Raw genomic sequence first — 24,265 nt, 5'->3', positions numbered from 1 at the left:
TCATCCAACTCGCCGGTGTCTTCCGGGGCTTGACGCCCTGTCCGACGTTTCAAACTCTAGCCGATCCCCGCTCCGAAAAGCGAATCCGACCGCAACCCAATAAAATGCGCACGCCGAATAAGCACCAGGCCGCAACGTGAAAAAACGACGAAGCGACCCGGCCCGAACCGGGAAGTGGTGTTTCAGAGGATTGGCTGCCCCGGGACCGTCCGCGCTGACGCGTGTCCGGTGCTCCCTGCCAGGCAGCTCGAAGAACACTAGACCTCCGGGCTCGCCGAGTCAACCGGCGCAACCGATTTCTCGGCGCCCTCCTCCGCCGGCAGCTGGAAGGCCAGGACGGCGACGTCGTCGTCGTGCTCGGAGGTCACGCCCATCGCCCGCAGCAGCCGGGCGCAGATCACCTCGGGGGCGCCCATGGCTCCGGCCAGGGTGCGGGCCAGGAGGTCGAGGCCCTGGTCGATGTCCTCGTCCCGGCGCTCGACCAGTCCGTCGGTATAGAGGACGCCGGTCGTACCGGGGAGCAGGCGCAGGGTGTGGGAGATGTGCAGGCCGCCGCCGGTGCCGAGCGGCGGGCCGTTCTGTTCCTCGCTGCGCAGGATGGTGCCGTCCGGGCAGCGCAGGAGTACGGGGAGGTGTCCGGCGGAGGCGTAGGAGAGGGTGCGGCGCCGCGGGTCCCAGACGGCGTAGGTGCAGGTGGCGATCTGGTTGGCGTCGATCTCCATGGCGAGGCCGTCGAGCAGGCGCATCACCTCGTGCGGGGGCAGGTCGAGGCGGGCGTAGGCGCGGACGGCCGTGCGCAGCTGGCCCATGACGGCGGCGGCGCGCAGGCCGCGGCCCATGACGTCGCCGATGACGAGTGCCGTGCGTCCGCCGTCGATAGCGATCACGTCGTACCAGTCGCCGCCGACCGCGGCCTCGGCGCCGCCCGGCTGGTAGGTGGCGGCGACCCGCAGGCCGGCCGGCTGGTCGAGCTTCTGCGGGAGCAGGCTGCGCTGGAGGGTGACGGCGGCCTCGCGCTGGCGGCGTTCGGCTTCGCGCAGGCGGGCGGCGGCGAGGACCTGGTCGGTGACCTCGGCGGCGAAGATCAGCACTCCGGCGGGCGGCCCCTCGGTGGGGGCGTCGCCGTTCTCGCCGGTGCCGAGCGGGACGCAGGAGACGTTGTAATAGCGGTTGCCGGTGAGGCCGAGGATGCAGCGGGCCTTGACGCTGCGCGGGCGGCCGCCGCGGATGACCTGGTCCATCAGGGGCAGGACGCCCATGGTGGCGAGCTCGGGGAGGGCCTCGGCGGCGGGCAGGCCGGTGGGGCGTTCGCCGAAGAGTTCGCGGTAGGCCCGGTTGGCGTAGCCGAGCTGGTGGAGCGGGCCGTAGGTGACGGCGACCGGGGCGGGGATGCGGTTGAGGACCTCGCGCAGGTTCTGCGGCTTGTGCGGGTCGAGCAGTTCGGCGGTGGCGGTGGGGCTGCTCGGGTCGCGGGGGCCGGGCACGACGACGCCGTCGGGGCAGGGGGCTCCGTCCTCGGTGCCCGTCCCGTGGGGCGGGAGGGCACGCCAGGGGACTCCGGCCAGGCGGGCGCTCCAGCGCATGAGGTTCAAACGACGGCCGCTTCCTCGTTTTCCAGGCATATCATCACTTTTTGTGTGCGCAACAGCACACGGGGTAATGACCAGGTCGGGCTGATCCTGTCAGGCGGAGGCCCGGTTCCGGAAGTCGCGCGCCCGGCGTGGCCGTCCGTTCCGCCCTCCGATCCACCCTCCGGCCCGCCGTTCGGTCGGCCGCCGGCCCGGGTCGACCGGTGGGGTCACCGGGCGGCATCCGGTCCGCCGTCGGACGGCCGGTCGGACCTCGGGCCGAACCCTCCCTCGAAGGCCGAACGCGGGTGCTCCATCGCGCCCAGCGAGACCACCTCCCGGGAGAACACCCCGCCGAGCACCCAGTCCATCAGCACCCGCACCCGGCGCTCGGCGCTCGGCAGCCGCCGCAGGTGCCGGGCCCGGTGCAGCCACCAGGCCCGCCGGCCGGTGAGCCGGCCGCCGCGCCGGGTGTGGGCGACGGCCCGGCGCGGGCCGAGCGAGGTCGAGCAGGCGGCGGGGCCGGGCCGGTAGTCGGCCAGGCCCGGGGCGTGCGGCCCGCCGTCCAGGGCCACCACGACGTTGCGGGCGAGCAGCTCGGCCTGGGCGAAGGCGTGCTGGGCGTTGGGCGCGCAGGGGGCTCCGTCCGCGTTCGGGTCCGGTACGGCGGCGCAGTCGCCGGCCGCCCAGACGCCGGGCAGGGCACGTCCGTCGGGGCCGACGGCCTGCAGGGTCGCCAGACATCGCACCCGGCCGAGGGTGTCCAGCGGCAGGTCGGTCGCGCGCAGCAGTGGGGCCGGCCGGACGCCCGCCGTCCAGACCAGGGTGCGGGCGCCGAAGCGGCTGCCGTCGGAGAGCACCACGACCCGGTCGGCGACGGACTCCAGGGTGGTGTCCAGCCTGATGTCCACGCCGCGCTCGCGCAGCTCGCCGAGGGTGTGCGCGGCCAGTTCGGGCGACTCCTCGGCGAGGATCCGGCCGGTCGCCTCGACCAGGACCCAGTGCAGGTCCTCGGCGCGGACGTTGTGGTAGCCGCGCACGGCGGTGCGGGTCATGTCCTCCAGTTCGGCGAGCGCGCCGACGCCCGCGTAGCCGGCGCCGACGAAGACGAAGGTGAGCGCCGACTGGCGCAGCGCCGGGTCGCGGGTGGCGGAGGCGAGGTCGAGCTGCTCCAGGACGTGGTTGCGCAGGCCCACCGCCTCGCCGACGGTGGAGAAGCCGAGGCCGTGTTCCGCGAGGCCGGGCACCGGTGCCGTGCGGGAGACCGAGCCGGGGGCCACCACCAGGACGTCGTAGGGCAGTTCGACCGGTGCGGGGGTCTCGCCGGGGCCTGCGGCGTCGGCCAGGGCGCGTCGGGCGGCGTGTTCGATCCGGGTGATCCGGGCGGTGAGCACCCGGCAGTCCGGCAGGACCCGGCGCAGTGGGACCACCACGTGTCTCGGGTCGATCGAGCCGGCCGCCACCTCGGCCAGCAGCGGGTGGTAGGTGAAGTAGGCCTGGGGCTCGACAACGGTGATCTCCACCTCTCCGCGCCGCAGCCGTTCCCGCAGGGCGCGCTGGAGGTGGAGTGCGGCGGCCGTTCCGGCGCAGCCGCCGCCGGCGATCAGGATCCTGATGGTGCGCCTCCTGCCGATGCGACGTTTCGTCCCGGCCGCACCGCGGCCGGGGGTGTCCCCCCATCACGCCCCCTATGAAGGACCGGCGGGGGTCGTCTTGTCCACAGTCCGTACGGGGCTGGTTGCGACACGAGTGGCCGTCGTGGCCAGTTGTGCTTACTGGGCGACTTTCTGACGCACTTTCGGCCTCGGAGAGTGGTGAACTATGGTCGGATTGTGTACCGGGGCGGCCGTCGCCATGACAATCGGCGGCGACGCACCGTGGAGCGGCCACTACGGCCAGTTCCAGCGTTGGCGTGAGAACCCGACTGGGGGACAGTCATCCGGGGAAGGGTAGTTCCCGGACAGGGCCCCGGACGGTGCCGACGCGCCGAGCCGGACGTGGACCCGGCACGGCGGCACGACCGTGGTCACCGGAACGGGACGGGCGGCACGAGCAATGGGTCATCGGGTCATTTCTGACGGGCTGAGCTGCACCGGGGGGTGCAGGGGCGGGCGACGACAGGGTCCGGTTTCGGACGCCTGCGGGGGAGAGTTGGGATGATGGATCAGGAGCAGGTGTTGGGGCGGGTGGGTGCACCACAGGCCGGACCGGGCACGGTCCCGGAGCAGCGCGGCCCGGTGGACCTGCCGCCGCAGAGCGGGTCGGCGTACTCGGCGGTCGCGTACCGGGCCGAGCCCGCGCCGCCCGCGGTGCCGGTGCCCGGGGCCAGGTTGCGGGTCGACGCCCGGCGGAACCTGGAGAGCGTGCTGCGGGCGGCCCGCGAGGTGTTCGGCGAGTTCGGCTACGGCGCGCCGATGGAGGAGGTCGCACGCCGGGCCGGGGTCGGGGTCGGCACCGTCTACCGGCGCTTCCCGAGCAAGGAGGTGCTGGTCCAGCGGATCGCCGCCGAGGAGGTGGCGTGGCTGACCGCGCAGGCGCGGGAGTCGCTGTACGGCGGTGACGGCGCCTGGGAGGCGCTGGCCGGCTACCTGGCCCGCGCGGTGTCCACCGGTGCCGGGCGGCTGCTGCCGCCGGAGGCGTTCCGGTACGCGGAGGAACTGGGCCGGGTGCCCGAGCAGCGGGCGCCGGAACCGCCCGCGGCGGTCCGCTTCGACCTGCGCGGCGAGGAGGCCCGCTCCGGCGGGGTGGTCGAGCCGTCGGCGGCCGACGCCGATCCCCGGCTGCTGCTGCAGCTGCTGGCCGCCCTGGTGGCGCGGGCCGGTGCGGCGGGCGAACTGCGTCCGGGCGTCACGGTGTCGGACGTGGTGCTGGTGCTGACGGCCTCGGTGCCGGTGCACGCGGCCCGTCCGTCGGTCTCGGCGCAGGCGGCCGGCGGTTTCTCGCCGATTTCTCCGCAGACGGACGGTCAACCGACTGCCGGCCCCTCGGACCGGCTGCTGCAGATCCTGTTGGACGGCCTGCGGGAGCGCTGATACCCGGGCCGACCGGTCCGCCACGCCCGGCGGGTACGGGAGTTGGAGGGAGGACCGGCGCGCGGCCCGGATGCGCGCGCCGGGTGCGGGAGTCGCACACCCCACCGCCGCACGCTGGGCGAACACCCCCGCGACGGCCCCTCGGAGGAGTGGAAGGCGGTTGGTCCGGCTTCCGCCGGTCCCTGCGCTATGCCATCCTTTGCCCGTGGTTGGAGCCAATGTCCCGATGCGCGCCGTTCGCGCGCCGTCGGCGCCGTACGTCGGGGAACCGTGCGCCTGCGCACTCCCGCACGCCCTGCCACACTACGGGGGCTGTCGTGGAATCTGGGGTCCGTTGTGAGCGCCGAGGAACAGAACGACTACGGGTACGGCCTCGACTTCGGAGGCCTCTCCGGTGATCCCGGCGAGGGGCCCTGCAGTCTCAACGGCGTCGGCGGGACGGCCCAAGTGCCGGGCGCCGCAGCGGCTTCGGCCGCCGGACACGTCCCCGACCAGGCCGGGATGCCCAGCCGCGAGACGCTCTCCGCCTCCGCCGCCGCGCTGCCCCCGGGCCGGGTGCCCGGACAGGCCCCGGCGGGCCGGGGCGGCGTCGCCCCCGAGGCGTTCGTCGGCGACCCCTTCACCGGCGACGGCCGCACCGCCCGGCCGACCGTGCCCGCCCCCGCCGACCCGGTGGACGGCGAGCGCCCCGCCTCCGACGCCGACTTGACCGCCCGGGTCCGGGCCGGCGACGACACCGCGTACGAGGAGATCTACCGCCGGCACGCCGACTCGGTGCGCCGCTACGCGCGCACCTGCTGCCGGGACAACTTCACCGCCGAGGACCTCGCCGGCGAGGTGTTCGCCCGCACCCTGCAGGCGCTGCGGGCGGGCAAGGGCCCCGAGTTCGCCGTCCGCGCCTATCTGCTGACCGCCGTGCGCAACGTCGCCGCCGCCTGGCACCGCAGCGAGCGCCGCGAGCAACTCGTGGACGACTTCGCCGTGTTCGCGCAGACCTCGGCCGCCGTCGTCGACTTCGACCTCGCCGACCCGGGCGCCGACGCCTGGGCGATGGCACTGGCCGACCAGCGGATGGTCATGCAGGCCTACGCCGAACTGCCCGAGGACGACCGGGTGGTGCTCTGGCACACCGAGGTCGAGCGGGAATCCCCGAAGACCGTCGCGGTGATGCTCGGCAAGACCGCCAACGCCACCGCCGTCCAGGCCCACCGGGCCCGCGACCGGCTCGCCGCCGCGTTCCTCCAGGCCCACGTCTCGGGCAGCCAGGACAGCGGTTGCGAGGCCTACGCCAACCGGCTCGGAGCGTACGCGCGGGGCTCGCTGCGCAAGCGGGCCTCGGCGGAGGTCGGCCGGCACCTCAAGGAGTGCGACCGCTGCACGGCCGCCTGCCTGGAACTGACCGAGATCAACACCGGGCTGCGCGCCCTGCTGCCCGGCGGCGTGCTCGTCTGGATCGGCGTCGGCGGCTTCGGCGCCGCCGCGGCCGCCGTGGGCGGAGCCGCCGCCGTCGGCGGAGCGGCAGCCGCCGGGACGGCCGCCGCCTCCGGGTCCTCGGGGGCCGCCGCGGGTGCGGCCGCCGCCGGTTCGACCGGTGCGGCCTCCGGCGGGGCGGGAGCAGCCGCGGCCGGCGAGGGCCTGGGCACCGCCGCCAAGGCCGGGATCGCCGCCGCCATCGCGGTGGCCGCGGCCGCCGTCGCCGCGTACGCGCTCACCGGCGCGCCCGAGCCGGCGCCCCCGGCGGCCGCTCCCCCGGCTCCCAGCGCCCCGGTCGCCGTCGCTCCGGCACCGCCCCCGGCCGCGCCCACCGCGGCCCCGGCGCCGGCCCCGGAGGCGCTCGCGGCGAGCCCCGCGGCCCAGCCGGCCGCCGCCTCCCGAACCCCGCAGCCCGCCACCACCGGGGCGCCGGAGCCGGTCACGCCCGCGCCCAGCAGCTCGAAGGCGCCGAAGCCGACCTTCACTCCCCCGGTCGTGCCCGTGCCGACCCTGCCGCCGCTGCCCACGCCCGACGTCCCGGTGGTGCCGACGCCAACCTTGCCGCCGGTGCCGACCCCGACCGTCACCACGCCGGTGCCGCCGATCCTCAGTGACTTCTGGGGCAACTCGCTGCCGGTGCTCAAGCCCGGCAACAACCGGGTGCCACCGCCCGAGCCGAGCATCCGGCAGAAGGGCAGCGACAACTTCTGGCAGCGTGACGGCGGCTGGATCGGCGGCGACTACCACCCGCACGCGATCACCGTGCACGCCCCCGCGACCACCGTGATCGACCTCAACCGCAGCTGCGCGTCCTTCGACGCGGTGGCCGGGGTGGACGACGCCACGCTCTCGCCGGGCAGGGTCGTCTTCTCCGTCCAGGGCGGCGACGGCAGCACCCTGTGGAGCTCCCGCGCGCTGGCCGCCGGCGACGACGCGGTGCCGGTGCACGTGCCGCTGGCCGGGCAGAAGTCGGTCAAGCTGGTGGTCACGCCGGTGAGCGGGATCTGGTCGGCGCTGAACGTCGCGGACTGGGCCCAGGCCCGCTTCCGGTGCTCGTGACCGGCGCCCGCTCCGGTCGGGTCTCCGGCCGGGCCTCCGGGCGGTCATGACGGAGGCCCGCTCCAGGAGTCCTGGAGCGGGCCTCGGGTCCGCGGTGCCGTGCGCCCGGTCGGCGCCGGACGGCCGGGCGTCAGATGGCGCAGGAGCCGTCCGCGCAGGCCTCCCCGGCCGGGGCGACCTGCACCGGGGCGGGACGGCGCTCGCCGATCTCGGTGGCGACCTGGTCCAGCACCTTGCGGAAGGTCTCGGCGTCCTGGCCGCCCTGGACGGCCCACTTGCCCTCGAAGACGAAGGTCGGCACGGCGTTGATGCCCAGCTCGCGGCCCTCGGCCAGCTGGGCGTCGACCTCGGCGACGCCCTCGTCGCCTGCCAGGTAGGCGGTCACCCGGTCCCGGTCCAGGCCGGCCGCCACGGCGACATCGGCCAGCGCGGCGCGGTCACCGACGTCGACACCGTCGGTGAAGTGCGCCTTCAGCAGCGCCTCCTTCAGCCGCCCCTGGACGGCCGGGCCGTACTCGACCTCGGCGAGGTGCAGCAGCCGGTGGCCCAGGAGGGTGTTGGCGTGCAGCGCGGCGTCGAAGTCGTACGTGATGCCCTCGGCGAGGCCCAGCTCGGCCACCCGCGCGTCCATCGCCACCGACTGCGGGCCGTAGCGCTCGGCCAGCCAGGCGCGGTGCGGGCTCGCGGTCGCGGGAGCGTCCGGGACCAGCTGGTACGGGCGGTAGACGACCTCGACCTGCTCCTTGCCCGGGAAGTCCGCCAGGGCCTGCTCGAAACGGCGCTTGCCGATGTAGCACCAGGGGCAGGCGATGTCGCTCCAGATCTCGACCTTCATTGCGGGGGGCTCCAGGGGGCGTCTTGGCGAATGTGTACAAGATGGGTGAACGATGAACCATCTCGGTGCATTCCCGGCGGCCCGGTCCGTGCAGCGGATCACACCGCGGGCGGCGCCGGGACCACCAGCACCGGGCAGGCCGCGTGGTGCACCACCGCCGAACTCACCGAGCCCATCAGCAGCCGGGCGAAGCCGCCGTTGCCCCGGGTGCCGATCACCAGCGTGTGCTGCCGGGTCGCCGCCTCCAGCAGCACCTCGATCACGCTGCCCAGCACCACGTGCAGCGACAGCTCCCCCGCGTACGGCGCGGGGCGCTGGCGCTGCACGGCGGCCACCGAGCGGCGCAGCCCGTCCGCCATGCTCTCGACCAGCGTCTCCACGCTCTCCTGCACCAGCTCCGCCATCCCCGGCGGGTAGCCGGCCGGCGCCGGGTTGACCACCGCGAGCACGTACAGCGGCAGCCCGAACAGCTCGGCCTCCGTCATCGCCCGGTCGAGTGCCCACAGCGACCCGTCCGAGCCGTCGCACGCCGCCAGCACCCCCGGCGGCCGCCCCGTCGGCGGCCGGCCGAGCACCGACAGCACGACGGGCACCTCCCGCCCCGCGCTCCCACCGGCCACCGCGCACCCTCCTCGCCCCGGATCCACACCCCCGCCATCATCACCGCCGCCCCGACCCGGCCCCGGCAACCGCGCCGCAGGGCAGGAGGCGGGGGCGGGCTCACGGTCGTGGGGCGGGCCGGCGGGAGTCGTCGGCGCGGGCTCCACGGGCTCAGGAGGCCCAACAGGCTCAGGAGGCTCAGGAGGTGAGGGCGGGCCGCCGGGGGCTGGGCAGGCCGGTCCAGCAGGCGCCGTGGCGGCGGGCGCGGACCCGGCGGAGCCAGAGCTCGGTGGAGACGAGGTCGGCGAGGCCGGCGAGGTCCGCGGGGGAGAGGAAGGTGGCGGGGTCGGCCGAGTGGGCGAGGCGGGCGCGGACGGCGGGGAGGTCGATGAGGCCGGCTTCGGCGAGCAGCGGGGCGTCGAAGAGTTCGGCGAGGCCGTCGGCGGCGAGGCGCAGGCCGGCGCGGGCGGGGGCGGTGCGGTCGGGGCGGGGGCCGCGGCCCCAGTCGGGGGGCAGGTCGGTGCGGCCGGCGCCGGTGAGGACGGCGTGCAGGAGGGCGTGCCGGGCGCCGGGCTGGAGGCGGACGTCGTCGGGCAGCAGCCGGGCGGCGCGCACCACCTGGTTGTCGAGGAAGGGGGCGTGCAGCCGCTGGCCGGGCTGTTCGGCGGCGTGCACGAGCGTGCGGAACCCGCGCGCCTGCCGGTAGAGGGCGTGTCGGGCCCGGTACGCGCCGGGGTGCTCCTCGGGCGCCGGTCTGCGCGCCGCCAGGCGGAGCCGCAGCGCCACCGAGGAGAGCGCCTCGTCGGAGAGCCAGCGGGCGGCCGGGCCGGGCACGCACCAGGCGAGGTCGACGGCCGAACGGGCCCCCGCCGTACCGCCGCCGTCCGGGACGTGGCGGGCGGTCAGCTTGGCGGCCGCCTCGTCCAGCGCCTCGGCGTAGCGGACCCGGGAGAGCCGGTGCGCGGCCCGGAGCACGGTGAGCGGGGTGCGCAGCGTGCCGGTGAGGACGCCCGCGGCCGCCCGGTCGACGCCGGCCAGGGCGACGACCGGGGGCAGGAGTTCGCGCGGCCGCCCGGCCCGGACGAGGTCGGCGAGCCGGGCCGGGTGTCCGTCCAGGACCTGGCGGGCGCCGTAGCCGGTGAGGTGGTCGGTGCCGCCGGCGTCGAAGCGGGCCTCGGCCCGGGCGGCGGCGACGAGTTCGGGCCCGGGCTCGTCGGTGAGCCGGCCCGCCCGGGGGTCGGCTCCCGGCCCGGCGTACGGGAGGGTGTCCGGTCCGGGGTCGAGCACGGTGTGCCGCAGCCGCGGGGTGTCGGGGGCGAGCGCGAGGCCGGCCGGGGGCCCGGTCTCGCCGAGCGTGACGGCGGCCAACCGCTCGGGGGCGGCGGCCTCCGGGGCGGCGGCGCGGGCCCAGGAGCCCTTGACCGCGCCGCTCCTGGCCCCGGCGGTGGCCGCCCGGGCCGCCGCGGTGGCCGCGGGCACCGGCGGCAGCGGGACGGCGGCGGCGAGCAGGGCGACGGTCGCGGAGGCCGTCCCGTACGAGAGGTCGACGCCGAGCCGGGCCCGTCCGACCGGGTCGGGGACCGGCGTGGTGGTGCGGACCCGGGAGCGGACGGACTCCAGCAGGGCGCGGGTGAGTTCGCGGACGGCGGGCGCCTCGTCGCGCGGCTGCTCGGCGCCGGCCGGGTCGTCGTAGCCGGACAGGTACGGGCGGCCGCCGCGGATGCCGAGCACGTGGCCGGGCGGCACCCGCTGGACGCCCAGGTACGGGGTGCCGGCGCCGAGCGCCTCGGGGGACTCCGGGCAGGCGAGCCGGGCGGCGAGGTGGCCGGTGTCCAGCGGGGCACCGACCAGGTCGGCGAGCGGCAGGGCGGCGGTGGCGTACGCGGTGCCGCCGGCCCACGGGGTGTGGAAGACGGGCCGGGCGCCGGCGAGGTCGGTGAGCAGCAGGGTGGAGCGGGGGCCGGAGCGCAGCACGACGGTGTAGCTGCCGGGCCAGGCGGTGAGGTGGCGGACGGCGCCGCCGCGGGCGGCGGCGAGGCCGGCGGCGAGCTCGGCGTCGGTGGCTCCGCAGTGGCCGAGGACGGCGAGCCGGGTGGTGGCGGGGGTGTCCTCGGTCCGGTCGGGCTCGGTCGGGCCGGTGCTGACCACGGCGGGGGCGCCGGGGCGGTGGGTGACCAGGCGGATCTCCGCGGGGCGCCAGTCGCCCACGGCCCAGAGCGGGTCGGGCCCGGACCACAGCGGGCGGGCGGCGATCGGCTCGACCCCGCCGCGCACTTCGTGCGCCGGGAAGCCCGCGCTCGGCGTACCCGTGCACCAGCCCGTCAGCCACCGCATCGCGCCTCCACCGGACGAGGACCTGCATCCGTGCGGCGCGTTCGCCGCCCGCCGGGCGGCCGGGTGGTGCTGCCGTGGCGGCCCGGGCGCGTCCCGGCGGGTCCCCGCAGCTCGGACGCGCCGTCAGGAGACATCGTGCCACCGCCGGGCGTCGCCGTGGCCGGTGTTCCGGGGTTCCGCCTCCGTTCGGACCGGCCGTTCGACGGGCCGCGGGGCCGTGCGGGCGGGCACCGATGCGCGCGCGGGCCCGCTCCCGGCCGGAGCTCCGTCCGGTGCGCGATCACTGCGCGTGGGCAAGTTCCGTCCGCCGGAAAGGAGTTCGATCCGCCCGGTGCTCCGGGGAGCGGGCGGGCCGGGCCTCCCCCTCCCCGGCCCGGACCGCCGGCGAAACGCCTTGGCATGGGCATCGCGAGATGGCCGAAAGGCGTCGCCCGGCCCGGGAGGGCATCCGCATGCCCTCCCGGACTTCACCACCACCCGCGGGGATTGAGGCGGCGGCGTCCCCCGGCCCGCCGGGTCCTCGACGGCAGGCCGACCCACGACCACCAGCGAATCGCCGACCAGCCGGTCGGGCCAGGGGGCACGGCCGGGCGCACGTGTACACGGGACCGGAGCACGACGCTCCGGCGCGCGGCACGGTCGGCCGGATCCGAGCGGTCCGGACCAACTCCGGTGCGGCACGGCCGAGTGCGCGATCCCGCCATCCGGAATGCGACCTCTTAACCGTCGGAACGCGTCCGACTACGCTAGGTACAGCAGCTACGGCCCGGTGCCGCCCGGGCCCCGCGCACAAGGCCGCAGGAGGTGCAGCCGCCACCATGACCGTCAGCCCACGTGGACCGAACGAACGGCTCGGCACGCTCCTGACCCTCGCCCAGATCAGCAACGCCGGACTGGCCCGCCGGGTCAACGACCTCGGCGCCCAACGCGGGCTGACCCTGCGGTACGACAAGACCTCGGTGGCCCGCTGGGTCAGCAAGGGCATGGTGCCGCAGGGGCCCGTCCCGCACCTGATCGCCACCGCGATCGGCGGCAAGCTCGGCCGGCCCGTCCCGCTGGAGGAGATCGGCCTGGGCGACACCGACCCGGCGCCCGAACTCGGCCTGGCCTTCCCCCGCGAGGTCGCCGACGCGGTCCGCTCGGCGACCGACCTGTGGCGGGTCGACCTCGACCTGCGCCGGGGCCCCGGCGGCGGCCGCTGGAGCGACAGCCTGGCCGGCACCTTCTCGGTCGCCGCCTACGCGACCCCCGTCTCCCGCTGGCTGATCACCCCCGCGGACGGCTCGGTGGCCCGCGAGGTGCCGCGCTCCCCCACCGACACCTCCTCCTACCGGGTCGGCCACTCGGACGCCGCCAAGCTCCGCGAGGCCGCCCAGGAGGCCCGCCGCTGGGACTCCAAGTACGGCGGTGGCGACTGGCGTTCGTCGATGGTGCCGGAGTGCCTGCGGGTGGAGGCGGCGCCGCTGCTGCTCGCCTCGTACAGCGACGCGGTCGGCCGGGCGCTGTTCGGCGCGACCGCCGAACTGACCAGGCTGGCCGGCTGGATGGCCTTCGACACCGGGCAGCACGAGGCCGCCCAGCGCTACTACATCCAGGCGCTGCGGCTCGCCCGGGCCGCCGCCGACGTCCCGCTCGGCGGCTACGTGCTGGCCTCGATGAGCCTCCAGGCGGGCTACCGGGGCTTCGCCGAGGAGGCCGTCGACCTCGCCCAGGCCGCGCTGGAGCGCAACCGGGGCCTGGCCACCGCCCGCACCATGAGCTTCTTCCACCTGGTGGAGGCCCGGGCCCAGGCCAAGGCCCGCAACGCGGCGGCGTGTGCGACGGCGCTCGGCGCGGCGGAGAGCGCGCTCGAACGGGCGCGCGCCGGGGATCCCGATCCGGCGTGGATGGACTTCTACGCCTACGACCGGCTCGCCGCCGACGCCGCCGAGTGCTTCCGCGACCTCGGAGTGCCCTCCAAGGTCCGGCAGTTCACCCGCGAGGCGCTGGCCACGCCCACCGAGGGCTTCGTCCGCTCGCACGGCCTGCGGCTGGTGGTCTCGGCGATGGCCGAGGCGGAGGCGGGCGACCTGGACGCCGCGGTCGCCGCCGGCGAGCGCGCCGTCGAGGTGGCCGGCCGGATCTCCTCGCAGCGCAGCCGGGAGTACGTGGTGGAGATGCTGCGGCGGCTGGAGCCCTTCCAGGGGGAACGCCGGGTGCGGGAACTGACCGAGCGGGCCCGGGCGGTGATCGTCGCTCCGGCGTGAGCGGACGGGACGGCGGTCGGGCGATAAAGGGCGGTCCGGCAGTAAATGAAGTGCGGTGGCGAGAGGGGCCTCGCTATGGTCTCTCTCGTCCAGGTGCGCAGGCAGGGGTTACTTCCACTCTTAATGGGCGTGTCGCGGGTTCGAGTCCCGCCGCCGGTACTCGCCGGTGTAGCTCAGTCGGTAGAGCAGCTATGTCACCTCAGCCGCCTTCGATCTCTGGACACCTGTACGTGAACAGTTCGTCCGCACCTCCCGGTGCGACGGCAGCGGTTACTTCTTGGTGAGGCGCCCCCCAGGGCGCTGCGGTTCGAGCCCGCGAAACACCGCCGCCACCTTTGATCTCGGGAGGCAGCTCTTCGTGGTGCCCGGGTCCGCGTCAGCCATGACGGCCCCGGGCACCGCTGCCGCAGCATGCCTCCCTCCCCACTGACACCAGCACGCCGAGGGGGGCTTCCGCATGTCCAGGTTCAACTTCCGCAGGACCAAGGCCGGTCCGAACTCGCCGGTGGCCACCACCGGCGAGCGCACCGTCAACCACAACGGCGGCCCGGGCTACGTCCGGGACCGCAAGTCCGAGCTCTTCCTGCTGGCGATCGCCAACATGGTCGGCCAGGACACCTTCTACGAGCGCGGCGGCAACCGCGACGACCGCTACACCGCGCTGGTGCGCGAACTCGCCGTCGCCGAGCCGGAGTGGACCGTCGGGCTGCTGCGCTGGCTGCGCTACGGCGCCCACATGCGCACCGCCGCGCTGGTCGGCGCCGCCGAGTTCACCCGCGCCCGGCTGGACGCGGGCGCCCACGGCCACTCCCGGCAGGCCGTCGCGGCGGTGCTGCGGCGCGCCGACGAGCCGGGCGAGCTGCTCGCCTACTGGACCTCGCGCTACGGCCGGGCGCTGCCCAAGCCGCTCAAGCGCGGGGTCGCGGACGCCGTCCGGCACCTGTACGACGCCCGCGCGCTGCTCAAGTACGACACGGCGGGCAAGGGCTACCGCTTCGGCGACGTGATCGAGCTGACCCACCCCTCGCCGGACCCGGCGAAGGAGTGGCAGGGCGCCCTGTTCGCGTACGCGCTGGACCGCAGGCACCGCCCGGACGAGGCCGTCCCGCCGGCCGCCGACCGGACGCTGACCGCCAACCGCGAGCTGCTGGCGCTGCCCGTCGAGGAGCGCCGGGCGGCGGTGACCGCCGAGGGCGGCGCCGCGCGGCTGGCCGCCGCCGGGCTGACCTGGGAGGCGCTGGCGGGCTGGCTGCAGGGGCCGTTGGACGCGGACGTCTGGGCGGCGGTCATCCCGTCGATGGGCCCGATGGCGCTGGTCCGGAACCTGCGCAACTTCGACCGGGCCGGGGTCTCGGACGCCGTCGCGGCCGAGGTGGCCCGGCGGATCTCCGACAAGGCCGAGGTGCGGCGCTCGCGCCAGTTCCCGTTCCGCTACCTGGCCGCACACCGCAACGTGCCCTCGCTGCGCTGGGGGCACGCGCTGGAGACGGCGCTCGGTCACTCGCTGGCCAACGTGCCCGAACTGCCGGGCCGGACGCTGATCCTGGTGGACCGCTCCGGTTCGATGTTCGACCGCTCCGGCGGGCCGACCGAGCTCAACCGGGCGGACTCGGCGGCGATCTTCGGCACCGCGCTGAAGGTCCGGGCCGCCGAGGCGGACCTGGTCGAGTTCGGCACCACCAGCCGGGTGGTCGACGTCGGCCGGGGCGAGGCGGTACTGCGTGTGCTGGAACGTTTCTCCGATCTCGGCGGCACCAACACCGCCGACGCCGTCCGCACCCACTACCGCGGCCACGACCGGGTGGTGATCGTCACCGACGAGCAGACCGGCCCCGGCCGCTGGGGCGGCGACCCCCTCGCCGCCGTCCCGGCCCACGTCCCCGTCTACACCTGGAACCTGGCCGGCTACGCCCCGGGCCACGGCCCCGGCGGCGCCCACCGGCACACCTTCGGCGGCCTGGGCGACGCGGCCTTCCGGCTGATCCCGCTCCTGGAATCCGGGGCGAACGCCGGCTGGCCCTGGGAGGAGTAGCGGATCAGCGGGACGGTCCGGGCCGGGGAGCCCGCGCCGACCGGACCCGGCCGCGGCGGGGAGGGGACGGCCGCGGCAGGAGCCGGCGCCGGTCGGGGGGCCGACGCCGGGAGGAAGGGGAAGGAGCCGTCACGGGGGTGCGGCTCCTTCCCCGTTCCCCGGCCGCCGACGGGTGGGCCGAGCGCCGGACGGGCCGGTGGATGAGCCCGGTCACAGGCCCGGCCGGAGAGCCCCGACAGCCCCGTAGACTCGGGTGATTGTGACTGCCACCGCCCCGATCCCCCAGCCCTCGCCGTCCGCCCGGATGTCCGCCGCGCCGGCCGCCTACCCCGCGCCGATGTACCCGCACAAGGCCACCGAGGCCCAGCACCGCGAGCGTCGCATCCGCAGCTTCCAGCCGCGCCGGGGCCGGATGACCAACGCCCAGGCGAGCGCCCTGGACCGGAGCTGGGAGACGTACGGCATCCCCATCGACGGCACCCCGCTGGACCCGCGGGAGCTGTTCGACGGCCTGCCGGTGACCCTGGAGATCGGCTTCGGCATGGGCGAGACCACCGCCGCGATGGCCGCCGCCGACCCGGCCATGGGCATCCTCGCCGCCGACGTGCACACCCCCGGCCACGGCAACCTGCTCGGCCTGCTGGAGCGGGACGGCTCCCACAACGTCCGGACCGCCGCCGGCGACGCGGTGATCCTGCTGCGCGACATGCTCCCGGACGCCTCGCTGGCCGGTCTGCGGGTCTACTTCGCCGACCCGTGGCCCAAGCCGAAGCACCACAAGCGCCGGCTGGTCCAGCCCTCGTTCCTCGACCTGGTGCTGCCCCGGCTCGCCCCCGGCGCGCTGGTGCACTGCGCCACCGACTGGGAGCCGTACGCGGAGCAGATGCTGGCCGTGCTGTCCGCCTCGCCGGAGCTGGAGAACCTGCACCCCGAGGGCGACGGGACCGGCTGGCTGGAGCCCGGGGACCACCCGGACGGCAGCATTCCGGGCTACGCCCCGAGGCCGGACTGGCGTCCGGTCACCAAGTTCGAACGGGCCGGGATCGCCAAGGGGCACGTCGTCCACGACGTGCTGTTCCGCCGCCGCTGACCCTCCGGCCCCGTTCGAACGGGCGGCCGCGCGGCGGCCGGACGGGCGGGCCCGGGAGGGACGGTTCGTCCCGACTCCTCCCGGCGGGCCGCCGCCGTGGCCTACCCTGTGCCGCATGGGCAGCCCGTCCGGCGGCGGGTTCCGGACGGGCGGTCGCACGACGGTTCGAGCAGCCGCCGACGCACCGGAGACGGTCCCGAGCACCGGCGACACCCGGACCATTCCGGGGCCCCGGAGGCACCGGGCGCATCGCCTGCTGCCCCGGCCGGGTACCGCCGCCGGGCCGCTCCCGGCCGTCGACCACGTCCTCCGCGCCGGCACCACCGCCCCCGGGGCCCCGCCGGGCCGCAGCCGCTCGGTGGCGCTCTCCTCGGTCACCGCGACCGCCGTCCTGACCCTGATCGGCTGCGGGGTGCTGATCCTGCACCTGGTCCAGCGGCAGACCGGCACCGTCGGACTGCTGGTCGGCCTGGGCCTGGCGGTGGTGCCGCTGCCGTTCGTGCTCGGCGGCCTGGCCTGGCTCAACCTCACCGCCCGGGTCCCGCTGCGGCACACCGTGTTCTGCCTCGGCTGGGGCGCCTGCGCGGCCACCACCGTCGCCATCCTGGCCAACAACTGGACGACGAGCTACCTGACCCGGCACCGGGGCCCGTTCGGGGAACTGCTCGGCGCCGGGATCGCCACCCCGGTGATCGAGGAGACCGCCAAGGCCACCGCCCTGCTGGTGCTCCTGCTCCCGCTCGGCCAGCGGCTGCGCTGCCGCGGCCGCCGCACCGGACGCCCCTGCGCGCCGCTGCTGCGCCGGTCGCCCGCGCCCCGGAACCCCCGCCCGCACCCGCGCCACCCGGTCGGGCCGCACGCCCGCGGCCGGCTGCGCCTGCGCCCGTACCTGCGGCCGCTGCCGTACCTGCGCCCGGCCCCGCCCTCCGGGGCGCCGCACCGGCGTTCCCGGCCGCGCACCCTGGCCGCCGGGGTGGTGCTCGGCGGGATGACCGCCTGCGGCTTCGCGTTCACCGAGAACGCCCTCTACCTGGGCCGGGCCTTCAGCAGCGACCAGCGGCAGCGGCTGGACAGCATCGGCCTCGGCGACCCGCCCAGCCTTCGCGACTTCGACAGCACCGTGCAGACCTTCGTGCTGCGCGCCCTGCTCTCGCCCTTCGCCCACCCGCTGTTCACCGCGCTCACCGGGATCGGCCTGGCCGTCGCCCTCACCACCGCGCGGCGCTGGCTGGCCCGGCTGGCGGTGCCGGCCGGGCTGCTGCTGGCGATGGCGCTGCACGGCACCTGGAACGCCGCCGCCGACCTCGGCACGGACGGCTTCCTGGTGGTGTACGGGGCGCTGATGGTGCCCTGCTTCGCCGCGCTGGTCGCCTTCGCGGCCTGGGCAAGGTGCCGTGCGGCGCGGCACCCGGCACCCGGTCGGCGGCGGGTCGCCAGGGCGCCCTGAGGAACCGATTTCCCATATCGGCGACTTCCCCGTATTGTTGTGTTCACCGACGCGGGGTGGAGCAGCTCGGTAGCTCGCTGGGCTCATAACCCAGAGGTCGCAGGTTCAAATCCTGTCCCCGCTACTCAGTAGCCGGAAGGCCCGGAGGATTCGTCCTCCGGGCCTTTCGCGTTCCCGGGTACGGACGAAGGACGGTCCTGCCACGAAGCTGTAACAGCGGCCGGTCCCACGATCACCTGTCAGGGTCCTGAACCATACTGAGGAAAAATTCATCTCATTGGGGGGCTGTTCGGGCCACCCGGACAGGAAGAACCACATGCTGTCGAAGCGACTGGTCAGCACCGCCGCGATATGCCTCGTCCTGGCAGCCGGCACCGCGGCGTGCGGCAGCACCAAGAGCGACGGGACGGGCGGCGACGCCAAGGCGGGTGCCGCGCAGAAGCTCGACACCGACAAGCTCAGCGCCCAGGACATCGCGAAGCAGGCCAAGGACGCCCTGGCCTCCGCGAGCTCCCTCAAGATGGTCGGCACCGTCGACACCGGCGAGGGCAGCATGGAGCTGAACCTGGCGCTGGACAACAAGAGCCAGTGCACCGGCACCATGGCGATGCCCGGCATGGGCAAGTTCGAGATCATCAGCGACGGCAAGACCTCGTACGTCAAGCCGGACAAGGACTTCTGGACCAACGTGGGCGGCCCGAACGGCGCCAAGGCCGCCGAGCTGTTCAAGGGCCGCTACCTGACGGGCTTCGAGAGCGACCCGTCGATGGGCTCCCTGATCAGCGTCTGCAACCTCGCCGAGTTCAGCAAGAAGATCACCGCCGACAAGAGCGGCAACGACAAGGTGGAGAAGGGCTCCGCGGGCAACGTCAACGGCGTGAAGACCTTCAGCCTGAAGGTCGCCGACTCCAAGGGCGAGGTCACGACCATGCAGATCGCCACCGAGGGCAAGCCCTACCCGGTGCGGGTCGAGCACTCGGGTGCCAAGGACGGCAACGGCAAGATCGACTTCAGCGACTTCGACAAGCCGCTGACCATCCAGGCCCCGTCGGCCGACAACACGGTCGACTTCACCAAGCTCCAGGACCAGCTCAAGACCGCCTGAGCAGCGGATCCGGGCACGCTCCGCACGGCCGGCACCGGGGCCGGGCGGGGCTCCGCGAAATAACCCGTTGCCCTCCGTCCGGCGGGCTGCCTATCGTGGCAGCACACTGAAAGGAGGTGATCCTGAGTTGAGTTCCATCAGGATGCGTGAGGTGGCTGCTCGCTAGAGCCGCCCCTGCCTGCGCAGGATGAGGCCCCTGGCCTCCGGCAGGCGAAATCCACAGCAGTCACCCGGCCCGCGGTCTCACCGGTACATCCCCGGTGCCTCGGCGCCCGGCCAGTGCACGGGCCGGCGCGGAGGAGCAGTCCGCGGGCCGTCTGCGTTCCCGGGGAGCTTCCGGCACGATTCCGGAGGCTCCCCGCGCCGTGTCCGGGGCACCGGCCGCACGTTTCCGCGCGGGGGCCGCGGCGCTAGAGTCGGCGCGCGTTCCGGAGCGGAGCGACGCGGACACAGGGGGTGGGCGATGGCGAAGGCGCGACGGCCGGGCGGCGGCGGGGCGACGCTGCGGACGGCGCAGTGGGGCGCCACCGGGGTGCTGGCCGGGACGGGACTGCTCGGACTGCTGCTGTTCGCGCTCGGCCGGGAGCACGCCTGGCAGGCGCTCGGCGGCGGGCTGGTGGTGATCGGGGCCTCGGTGGTGCTCGGCGGCGCACTGGGCTTCCTCTTCGGGGTGCCCCGGGTGCGCGGCGGGGCCGCTGCCGGCGAGCCGCAGGGCTCGTACGCGCCGAACACCAATCTGGAGCAGGTCTCGGACTGGCTGACCAAGGTGCTGCTGGGCGTCGGGCTGACCCAGCTCGGCTCGCTCGGCGAGCGGCTGCACGACCTCGGCGCGGCGCTGGCGCCCGCACTCGGCGGCGGCCGGGACGTCGCACCGTTCGCGGCGGCGCTGGTGCTGTACTTCCTGGTCTTCGGATTCCTGGCCGGCTGGCTGGTGACGCGGCTGGCACTGCCGCAGGCGCTGACCGAGACCGACCAGGCGCTGGACCTCTTCCTCGCCGGGCAGGACCGCGACCGGCACGGCGACAAGGTGGGCGCGGACGACCTGCGGGTCCGCGCGATGCAGCAGCTCGGACTGCTGGGCGGCAGCGCGGAGCGCCCGGCCGCGCTGGCCGGGCAGCTGCCGCCCTCCTCCGGCGCGCCGGCCGGGCCGGAGGGTGTGGTGGCGGAGGTCCGCTCGACCGCGCGGCGTTCGGCGCTGACCGCCGACCAGGTGCGGGCCCTCTTCGCGGACGGCTCCGAGGGGCGGCGGATCCAGGCGCTCGCGCTGATGCAGGGCGATCCGGCGCTGGCGGACCTGCCGAGCGTGCTGGACGCGATCGAGCGCCCGCGCTCGGGCTTCGAGCAGTACCACGCGCTGCTGGCCGCCCGGGGGCTGCTCTCCCGGCTGCCCGCCGCCGGGGAGCAGCGGCTGCGGGACGCGGTGGCGACCCAGCTGGTCGACCCGCGGGGCATTCCGTACGGGTCGGACCGCAGTTGGCTGGCGGAGAAGATCCTCTCCCGGCTCCCGGCGCCGGCCCTCGTGCCGGCCCAGCCGGACGGACCGGGCGGACCGGACGGACCGGGCGGACCGGGCGGGCAGGGCGGGCAGGGCGGGCAGGGCGGACCCTTGGCCGAGGGGACCTCTAGCCGGTGAACTCCAGGACGGTGAAGCGCAGTTCGGGACGGTCCCAGGTGATCCTCCCGCGCGCGGGGCAGGTGCCGACGCGTTCGGCGCCCACCCGCAGGTAGAAGCGCTCGGCGGGCGGGTTGGAGACGACCCGCACGGCGGCGATCCCGGCTTCGCGGGCGAGTTCCAGCATGTGCGCGATCAGCGCGCGGCCGGTGCCGAGCCCCTGGGCCTCGTCGGCGACGAACATCAGGTCCAGTTCGGCCGGTTCGCGGATCAGTCCGTAGAAGCCGAGCAGCCGGCCGGTGGCCGGGTCGGCGGCGAGGAACACCTCGTGGCGGGCGAGGTACTCGGGCGTCACCCGGTAGCCCTCGATCATCGGCGCGTACTCGCCGTGGTAGGCGGAGGAGGCCTGGATCAGTTCGGTGAGCCGGTCGGCGTCGGTCTCGTCGGCGCGCCGGATCGTCGTGTCGGTCATACGGGCGAGTATAGGAGTGACCCCCGACAGTGACTATTACATGCCCGGCGCCCGGAGCGCCCGGCGGCGATGGTCGGCGGCCCGCAGCACCAGGACCCGCCGCGGTCGGCCGCCCACCGGCCCGGGGTAGCGGCGGACCTCGCTGCCGATCCGGCGCTCGCCGAGCGCGTACCGCAGCGGGCCGAGGTGGCCGCAGCGCCGGCCGTACCCGTCGTGCAGCGGCTGGACCCGGACCTCGCCGTCCGGGGAGGTGACCCGGACCAGCTCGGTCAGCGCCACCAACTGGCTTTCGGGGCCGAAGAGTTCGGGGTAGGCGAAGAGCAGGTAGCCGCTCAGGGTGAGGGCGAAGGCGCCGTCCGCGAAGGGCAGCCGGGGCAGTGCGGCGGCCACGTACTGCTGCGGGTGGGCGGCCGAGTCGGCGGCGAACAGCAGGCGGGCGCGGTCCCAGCTGCGCAGGTAGCGCTCGGCGCGGTACGGGCGGGGCGAGGGGTAGAGCTGCGGGCGGGCGGCCATCGCGGCGGCCATCGCCGTCCGGGCGGCCATCGCGGCGTCCGCGACCGCCGGCAGCGGCAGCGCGTACGCCGGATCGACGGCGATCACCCGGCAGCCCAGCCCGCGCGCCTCGGCGGCCAGGCCGGCCGCGCCGCCGGGGCAGTCCAGGACCGGGCCGGGCAGGGCGGCGAGCCGGGCCCGGGTGAGGCCGAACAGGGCGCAGTACTCGTCCAGCGGCCGGGAGGTGACCAGGACGTCCGGGGGAACGGCGGGAATGCCGACGGCGGCCACCCGGTCATCCGAACACGCGGCGGCCCCGCCCGCATCCGGAGGCGTCCGGGGTGCGGGCGGGGCGCGGGCGGGGTCCTCGGCCGGGGCCGGCCGGTCAGCGGCCGAGCAGGCCCTGGGCGGCGACCCGGTTGACGTTGGTCAGGCCGCGGACCAGCTGCGTGGTGAGGAGGATCAGCAGCACGCCGAGGAGCGAGAGCCCGGCGATCTGCCAGGGCGACTGGACGTCGTACACGTGCCGGATGCCGTGGCTGTCGTGGAAGTCGAACAACCGGTACCCCTTCCAGGAGGTGTACGTCGGGAAGACCCAGTGGTACACGGGGTAGAGCGCCAGCGCCCAGCCGAGCACCAGGAACACCAGCGTCACCACGAAGCTGAGCACCGCCCAGGGGAACATCACCACCTGGTACAGCACGGCCTTCCAGCCGGCCCCGTCCGCGAGCCGCGCGGTGACCGCGCCCCAGCCGCCCTGGCGGACCCGGCGCACCGGCGCCGGGCCGGGGACGTCCAGGGCCAGCAGGCCGCGCACCCGGGCCCGCTCCAGCCGGCCGAAACCGCGGGCGACGCTGGTCAGGGCGCCCAGCACGGGCAGACCGATGACGGTGACGAAGGTGCCGACGCCGAGGCAGAACAGGGTGATCGAGACGACGAAGCCGACGATCGCCACCGGCAGGCCGCTGAGCGCGTAACCGACCTCGCGGTAGTAGTACGCCGAGAACGGCGCCCGCCACACGGCCGGCCGCCGCTCGGTCCGGCGGACCCGGGCCGGGCGCGGGTCGTCACCGTGACCGCCCAGGACGTCCCACTCCCGGTCCTCCATGCTGCGGCTGCTGCTCATGCTCCCGGCCCCCGGCCCCTCGTACTGTCGGTCGTTCGTCCCGCTGACAGGCTCCAGTCTGGTGGACACGCCCGGCCGGACGGGATCCGGAGGCCTGGCGCATCCGGGGTGGGGTTAACCCCCCTCCGCCGGGCGGCCGCTGGAGCGGGGTGAGCCGGTGGGGGGCGAGCGGTGGTCCGTGGCCCGGGCGGTCAGCCGGTCGTCCGCCCCCGCGTGCCCGCCCCCGGCCACTCGTCGGCGAGCAGCGCGTAGAGGAACGAGTCGGACCAGACGCCGTCCTTGAACGCGTCGTGCCGCAGCCGGCCCTCCAGCCGGAAGCCCAGCCCGGTGAGCACCTTCACGGAGGCGGCGTTGTCCACGGCGACCCGGGCGGCCAGCCGGTGCAGGTCCAGGGCGCCGAAGGCGAAGTCGCAGAGCAGGCCGACGGTCTCGCCCGCGTAGCCGCGGCCCCAGGACCCGCGGGCGAGCACGCACCCGAGCTGAGCGGCGCGGTGCCCGTCCAGGGTGAGCGAGGCCTGCCCGATCGGCGTCGCGTCCGCCGGCTCCTCGGCGTCGGCGAGCCTGGTGACGGCGAGCCGGTAGGTGTCCCGCTCCTCGGCCATCGCCTCCTCCAGGTAGAGCTCGATCTGGTCGGCGCAGTCCTCCCGGCCGCTCGGCCCGAAGGGCAGGTGGCGGGTGACCTCCGGGTCGCCGAACAGCGCGTGCAGCGCGTCCACGTCGTCCTCGGTGAGGTGGTACTCGCGGACGGCCAGTCGCGGGCCGGTGAGTCGTACGGGGACCATGGCTGCCGACCCTATCCCCGCCCGGCGGCTACCGTTCGGACTATGAACGACGAAGACCTGCGGCTCGCCCCCCGCACCAAGGCCGCCGACCTGCTCGCCTGGGCGGCCGGGCAGGACCGCGCGCCGGTGGCCGAGGCGCCGCTGCGCGCGGTGCTGGCGCTGCTGGAGCTGGGCGACGGCAGGATGCACGACGGCTGGCCCGAACTGACCTCCGACGCGGTGGAGCACCTGCTGTACGAGCGGCTCCACCTGTACGTCCAACCCGCACCCGAGGAGGACCCGCTCGCCTACGGCGACGCCGTCCGGCTGCTGATCGACCACCAGCGGGCGGCCCGGCGGCTGAACGCCAAGCGCCAGGAGCGGCTGCACGAGGAGGCCGAGTGGCAGGGCGAGGTCGCGGCCGGGCTGCTGCGCCGCGCCGACCTGGTGACCTGGCCCCGGCTGTACGCGGTGCTGCTGCACGCGTACGGGGTGGACGTCACGGACGGGGCGGCGGTGCGGGACTGGCTGGCCGGCTTCGCGGAGCTCGCGGAGGAGGACCGGCTGGCCGCGTACGAGGCGCTGGTGCCGGCCGGCTGGCTGGACGAGCCGGACGAGCAGGGCTGGGGCCCGGGCCGGGTGCTGTCGGTCGGCATGGCCACCGACGGCGCCCGGCGGCTGCTGGAGCAGGGCCTGATGCGGCGCAGCTACCGCAACCTGGCCGAGCTGACCGCGCAGGGGCGGCCGATGCCGGACGAACTGGCCGGGGACTTCGGGCAGTTCGAGGAGGCGGCGGTCGACGCGGCGCTCGACCTGTTCGGCGGGTGGACGGTGCCGGGGCTGCCCCGGCTGCTGGTGACGGAGTTCCCGGAGCTGGCGCCGGAGCCGGGCCAGGAGGAGATCGAGGCGTACCTGGCGCAGCTGCCCGCCGAGGAGTGAGACCTCGCGAGAAGGCCCCGGCCCGGAGCCGCTGCTCCGGGC

General features: G+C 75.6%; 17 protein-coding genes, 2 tRNA genes and 1 pseudogene. 11 read left to right on the top strand and 9 right to left on the bottom strand.

What is annotated here, in order from left to right; genetic code table 11:
• Positions 1–299: 299 nt before the first annotated feature.
• Positions 300–1,592 (bottom strand): annotated as a pseudogene (locus ACFVVA_RS40735) (SpoIIE family protein phosphatase); the annotation flags it as partial.
• Positions 1,593–1,798: 206 nt separating this feature from the next.
• Positions 1,799–3,172 (bottom strand): NAD(P)/FAD-dependent oxidoreductase, encoded by a 1,374-nt coding sequence (locus ACFVVA_RS40730; protein WP_387695733.1) that lies wholly within the window; start codon positions 3,170–3,172, stop codon positions 1,799–1,801.
• Between the two features lie 552 nt (positions 3,173–3,724).
• On the opposite strand from ACFVVA_RS40730, the gene ACFVVA_RS40725 reads away from it, so the two are divergent.
• The gene (locus tag ACFVVA_RS40725) at positions 3,725–4,600 is read left to right on the top strand and encodes a TetR/AcrR family transcriptional regulator (protein ID WP_387695731.1); all 876 of its coding nucleotides are present in this window, start codon (positions 3,725–3,727) and stop codon (positions 4,598–4,600) included.
• 336 nt (positions 4,601–4,936) lie between these two features.
• Positions 4,937–7,132 carry a sigma-70 family RNA polymerase sigma factor gene (locus ACFVVA_RS40720; RefSeq protein ID WP_387695730.1) on the top strand — a complete coding sequence of 732 codons (2,196 nt, stop codon included), beginning with the start codon at positions 4,937–4,939 and terminating at the stop codon, positions 7,130–7,132.
• 130 nt (positions 7,133–7,262) lie between these two features.
• Here ACFVVA_RS40720 and ACFVVA_RS40715 read toward each other — a convergent pair whose 3' ends face one another.
• From ACFVVA_RS40715 to ACFVVA_RS40705, 3 genes are all read right to left on the bottom strand, one after another.
• Positions 7,263–7,967: a DsbA family oxidoreductase gene (locus ACFVVA_RS40715; protein WP_387695729.1), complete on the bottom strand. Its 705-nt coding sequence runs from the start codon at positions 7,965–7,967 to the stop codon at positions 7,263–7,265.
• 98 nt (positions 7,968–8,065) lie between these two features.
• Positions 8,066–8,587, bottom strand: a complete 522-nt coding sequence (locus ACFVVA_RS40710; protein ID WP_359914003.1) for a universal stress protein — start codon at positions 8,585–8,587, stop codon at positions 8,066–8,068.
• A gap of 178 nt (positions 8,588–8,765) precedes the next feature.
• Positions 8,766–10,901: an asparagine synthase-related protein gene (locus ACFVVA_RS40705; protein ID WP_387695728.1), complete on the bottom strand. Its 2,136-nt coding sequence runs from the start codon at positions 10,899–10,901 to the stop codon at positions 8,766–8,768.
• Between the two features lie 818 nt (positions 10,902–11,719).
• Here ACFVVA_RS40705 and ACFVVA_RS40700 point away from each other — a divergent pair.
• The 8 genes from ACFVVA_RS40700 (at position 11,720) to ACFVVA_RS40665 (ending at position 20,454) form a co-directional block, all read left to right on the top strand.
• On the top strand, positions 11,720–13,147 hold the full coding sequence (locus ACFVVA_RS40700; protein WP_359913997.1) for an MFS transporter: 1,428 nt from the start codon (positions 11,720–11,722) through the stop codon (positions 13,145–13,147).
• Between the two features lie 97 nt (positions 13,148–13,244).
• Positions 13,245–13,306, top strand: a tRNA-Ser gene (locus tag ACFVVA_RS40695).
• Between the two features lie 298 nt (positions 13,307–13,604).
• Complete coding sequence (locus ACFVVA_RS40690) at positions 13,605–15,179, top strand: TROVE domain-containing protein (RefSeq protein ID WP_387695727.1); 1,575 nt, start codon at positions 13,605–13,607, stop codon at positions 15,177–15,179.
• A 304-nt stretch (positions 15,180–15,483) separates the two neighbouring features.
• Positions 15,484–16,269 carry a tRNA (guanosine(46)-N7)-methyltransferase TrmB gene (trmB, locus tag ACFVVA_RS40685; protein ID WP_387695732.1) on the top strand — a complete coding sequence of 262 codons (786 nt, stop codon included), beginning with the start codon at positions 15,484–15,486 and terminating at the stop codon, positions 16,267–16,269.
• Positions 16,270–16,384: 115 nt separating this feature from the next.
• Positions 16,385–17,716 (top strand): PrsW family intramembrane metalloprotease, encoded by a 1,332-nt coding sequence (locus ACFVVA_RS40680; RefSeq protein WP_387695726.1) that lies wholly within the window; start codon positions 16,385–16,387, stop codon positions 17,714–17,716.
• A gap of 50 nt (positions 17,717–17,766) precedes the next feature.
• Positions 17,767–17,840, top strand: a tRNA-Met gene (locus ACFVVA_RS40675).
• A 192-nt stretch (positions 17,841–18,032) separates the two neighbouring features.
• Complete coding sequence (locus ACFVVA_RS40670; protein WP_387695724.1) at positions 18,033–18,821, top strand: hypothetical protein; 789 nt, start codon at positions 18,033–18,035, stop codon at positions 18,819–18,821.
• A gap of 463 nt (positions 18,822–19,284) precedes the next feature.
• The gene (locus ACFVVA_RS40665) at positions 19,285–20,454 is read left to right on the top strand and encodes a hypothetical protein (RefSeq protein ID WP_387695723.1); all 1,170 of its coding nucleotides are present in this window, start codon (positions 19,285–19,287) and stop codon (positions 20,452–20,454) included.
• Here ACFVVA_RS40665 and ACFVVA_RS40660 read toward each other — a convergent pair.
• From ACFVVA_RS40660 to ACFVVA_RS40645, 4 genes are all read right to left on the bottom strand, one after another.
• A complete protein-coding gene (locus ACFVVA_RS40660) occupies positions 20,444–20,905 on the bottom strand; it encodes a GNAT family N-acetyltransferase (protein WP_387695721.1) in 462 nt (153 codons plus the stop codon). The genes ACFVVA_RS40665 and ACFVVA_RS40660 overlap by 11 nt on opposite strands.
• A 36-nt stretch (positions 20,906–20,941) precedes the next feature.
• Complete coding sequence (locus ACFVVA_RS40655) at positions 20,942–21,688, bottom strand: hypothetical protein (RefSeq protein WP_387695720.1); 747 nt, start codon at positions 21,686–21,688, stop codon at positions 20,942–20,944.
• 94 nt (positions 21,689–21,782) lie between these two features.
• The gene (locus ACFVVA_RS40650) at positions 21,783–22,523 is read right to left on the bottom strand and encodes a sensor domain-containing protein (RefSeq protein ID WP_387695718.1); all 741 of its coding nucleotides are present in this window, start codon (positions 22,521–22,523) and stop codon (positions 21,783–21,785) included.
• 191 nt (positions 22,524–22,714) lie between these two features.
• A complete protein-coding gene (locus tag ACFVVA_RS40645) occupies positions 22,715–23,305 on the bottom strand; it encodes a GNAT family N-acetyltransferase (protein WP_387695717.1) in 591 nt (196 codons plus the stop codon).
• Positions 23,306–23,347: 42 nt separating this feature from the next.
• On the opposite strand from ACFVVA_RS40645, the gene ACFVVA_RS40640 reads away from it, so the two are divergent.
• Complete coding sequence (locus tag ACFVVA_RS40640) at positions 23,348–24,223, top strand: hypothetical protein (RefSeq protein WP_359913968.1); 876 nt, start codon at positions 23,348–23,350, stop codon at positions 24,221–24,223.
• Positions 24,224–24,265 lie beyond the last annotated feature (42 nt).

This window comes from Kitasatospora sp. NPDC058048, from assembly GCF_042885555.1.
GTDB lineage: Bacteria > Actinomycetota > Actinomycetes > Streptomycetales > Streptomycetaceae > Kitasatospora > Kitasatospora lactacystinica.
This window is presented reverse-complemented; position numbering and strand designations above follow the sequence as displayed.

Bases quoted from the DNA above. Each gene is read 5' to 3' on its own strand.
- ACFVVA_RS40725 (WP_387695731.1), top strand. From the start codon at position 3,725: ATGATGGATCAGGAGCAGGTGTTGGGGCGGGTGGGTGCACCACAGGCC.
- ACFVVA_RS40715 (WP_387695729.1), bottom strand. From the start codon at position 7,967: ATGAAGGTCGAGATCTGGAGCGACATCGCCTGCCCCTGGTGCTACATC.
- ACFVVA_RS40705 (WP_387695728.1), bottom strand. From the start codon at position 10,901: ATGCGGTGGCTGACGGGCTGGTGCACGGGTACGCCGAGCGCGGGCTTC.
- ACFVVA_RS40700 (WP_359913997.1), top strand. From the start codon at position 11,720: ATGACCGTCAGCCCACGTGGACCGAACGAACGGCTCGGCACGCTCCTG.
- ACFVVA_RS40690 (WP_387695727.1), top strand. From the start codon at position 13,605: ATGTCCAGGTTCAACTTCCGCAGGACCAAGGCCGGTCCGAACTCGCCG.
- trmB (WP_387695732.1), top strand. From the start codon at position 15,484: ATGTCCGCCGCGCCGGCCGCCTACCCCGCGCCGATGTACCCGCACAAG.
- ACFVVA_RS40680 (WP_387695726.1), top strand. From the start codon at position 16,385: ATGGGCAGCCCGTCCGGCGGCGGGTTCCGGACGGGCGGTCGCACGACG.
- ACFVVA_RS40670 (WP_387695724.1), top strand. From the start codon at position 18,033: ATGCTGTCGAAGCGACTGGTCAGCACCGCCGCGATATGCCTCGTCCTG.
- ACFVVA_RS40665 (WP_387695723.1), top strand. From the start codon at position 19,285: ATGGCGAAGGCGCGACGGCCGGGCGGCGGCGGGGCGACGCTGCGGACG.
- ACFVVA_RS40660 (WP_387695721.1), bottom strand. From the start codon at position 20,905: ATGACCGACACGACGATCCGGCGCGCCGACGAGACCGACGCCGACCGG.
- ACFVVA_RS40650 (WP_387695718.1), bottom strand. From the start codon at position 22,523: ATGAGCAGCAGCCGCAGCATGGAGGACCGGGAGTGGGACGTCCTGGGC.
- ACFVVA_RS40645 (WP_387695717.1), bottom strand. From the start codon at position 23,305: ATGGTCCCCGTACGACTCACCGGCCCGCGACTGGCCGTCCGCGAGTAC.
- ACFVVA_RS40640 (WP_359913968.1), top strand. From the start codon at position 23,348: ATGAACGACGAAGACCTGCGGCTCGCCCCCCGCACCAAGGCCGCCGAC.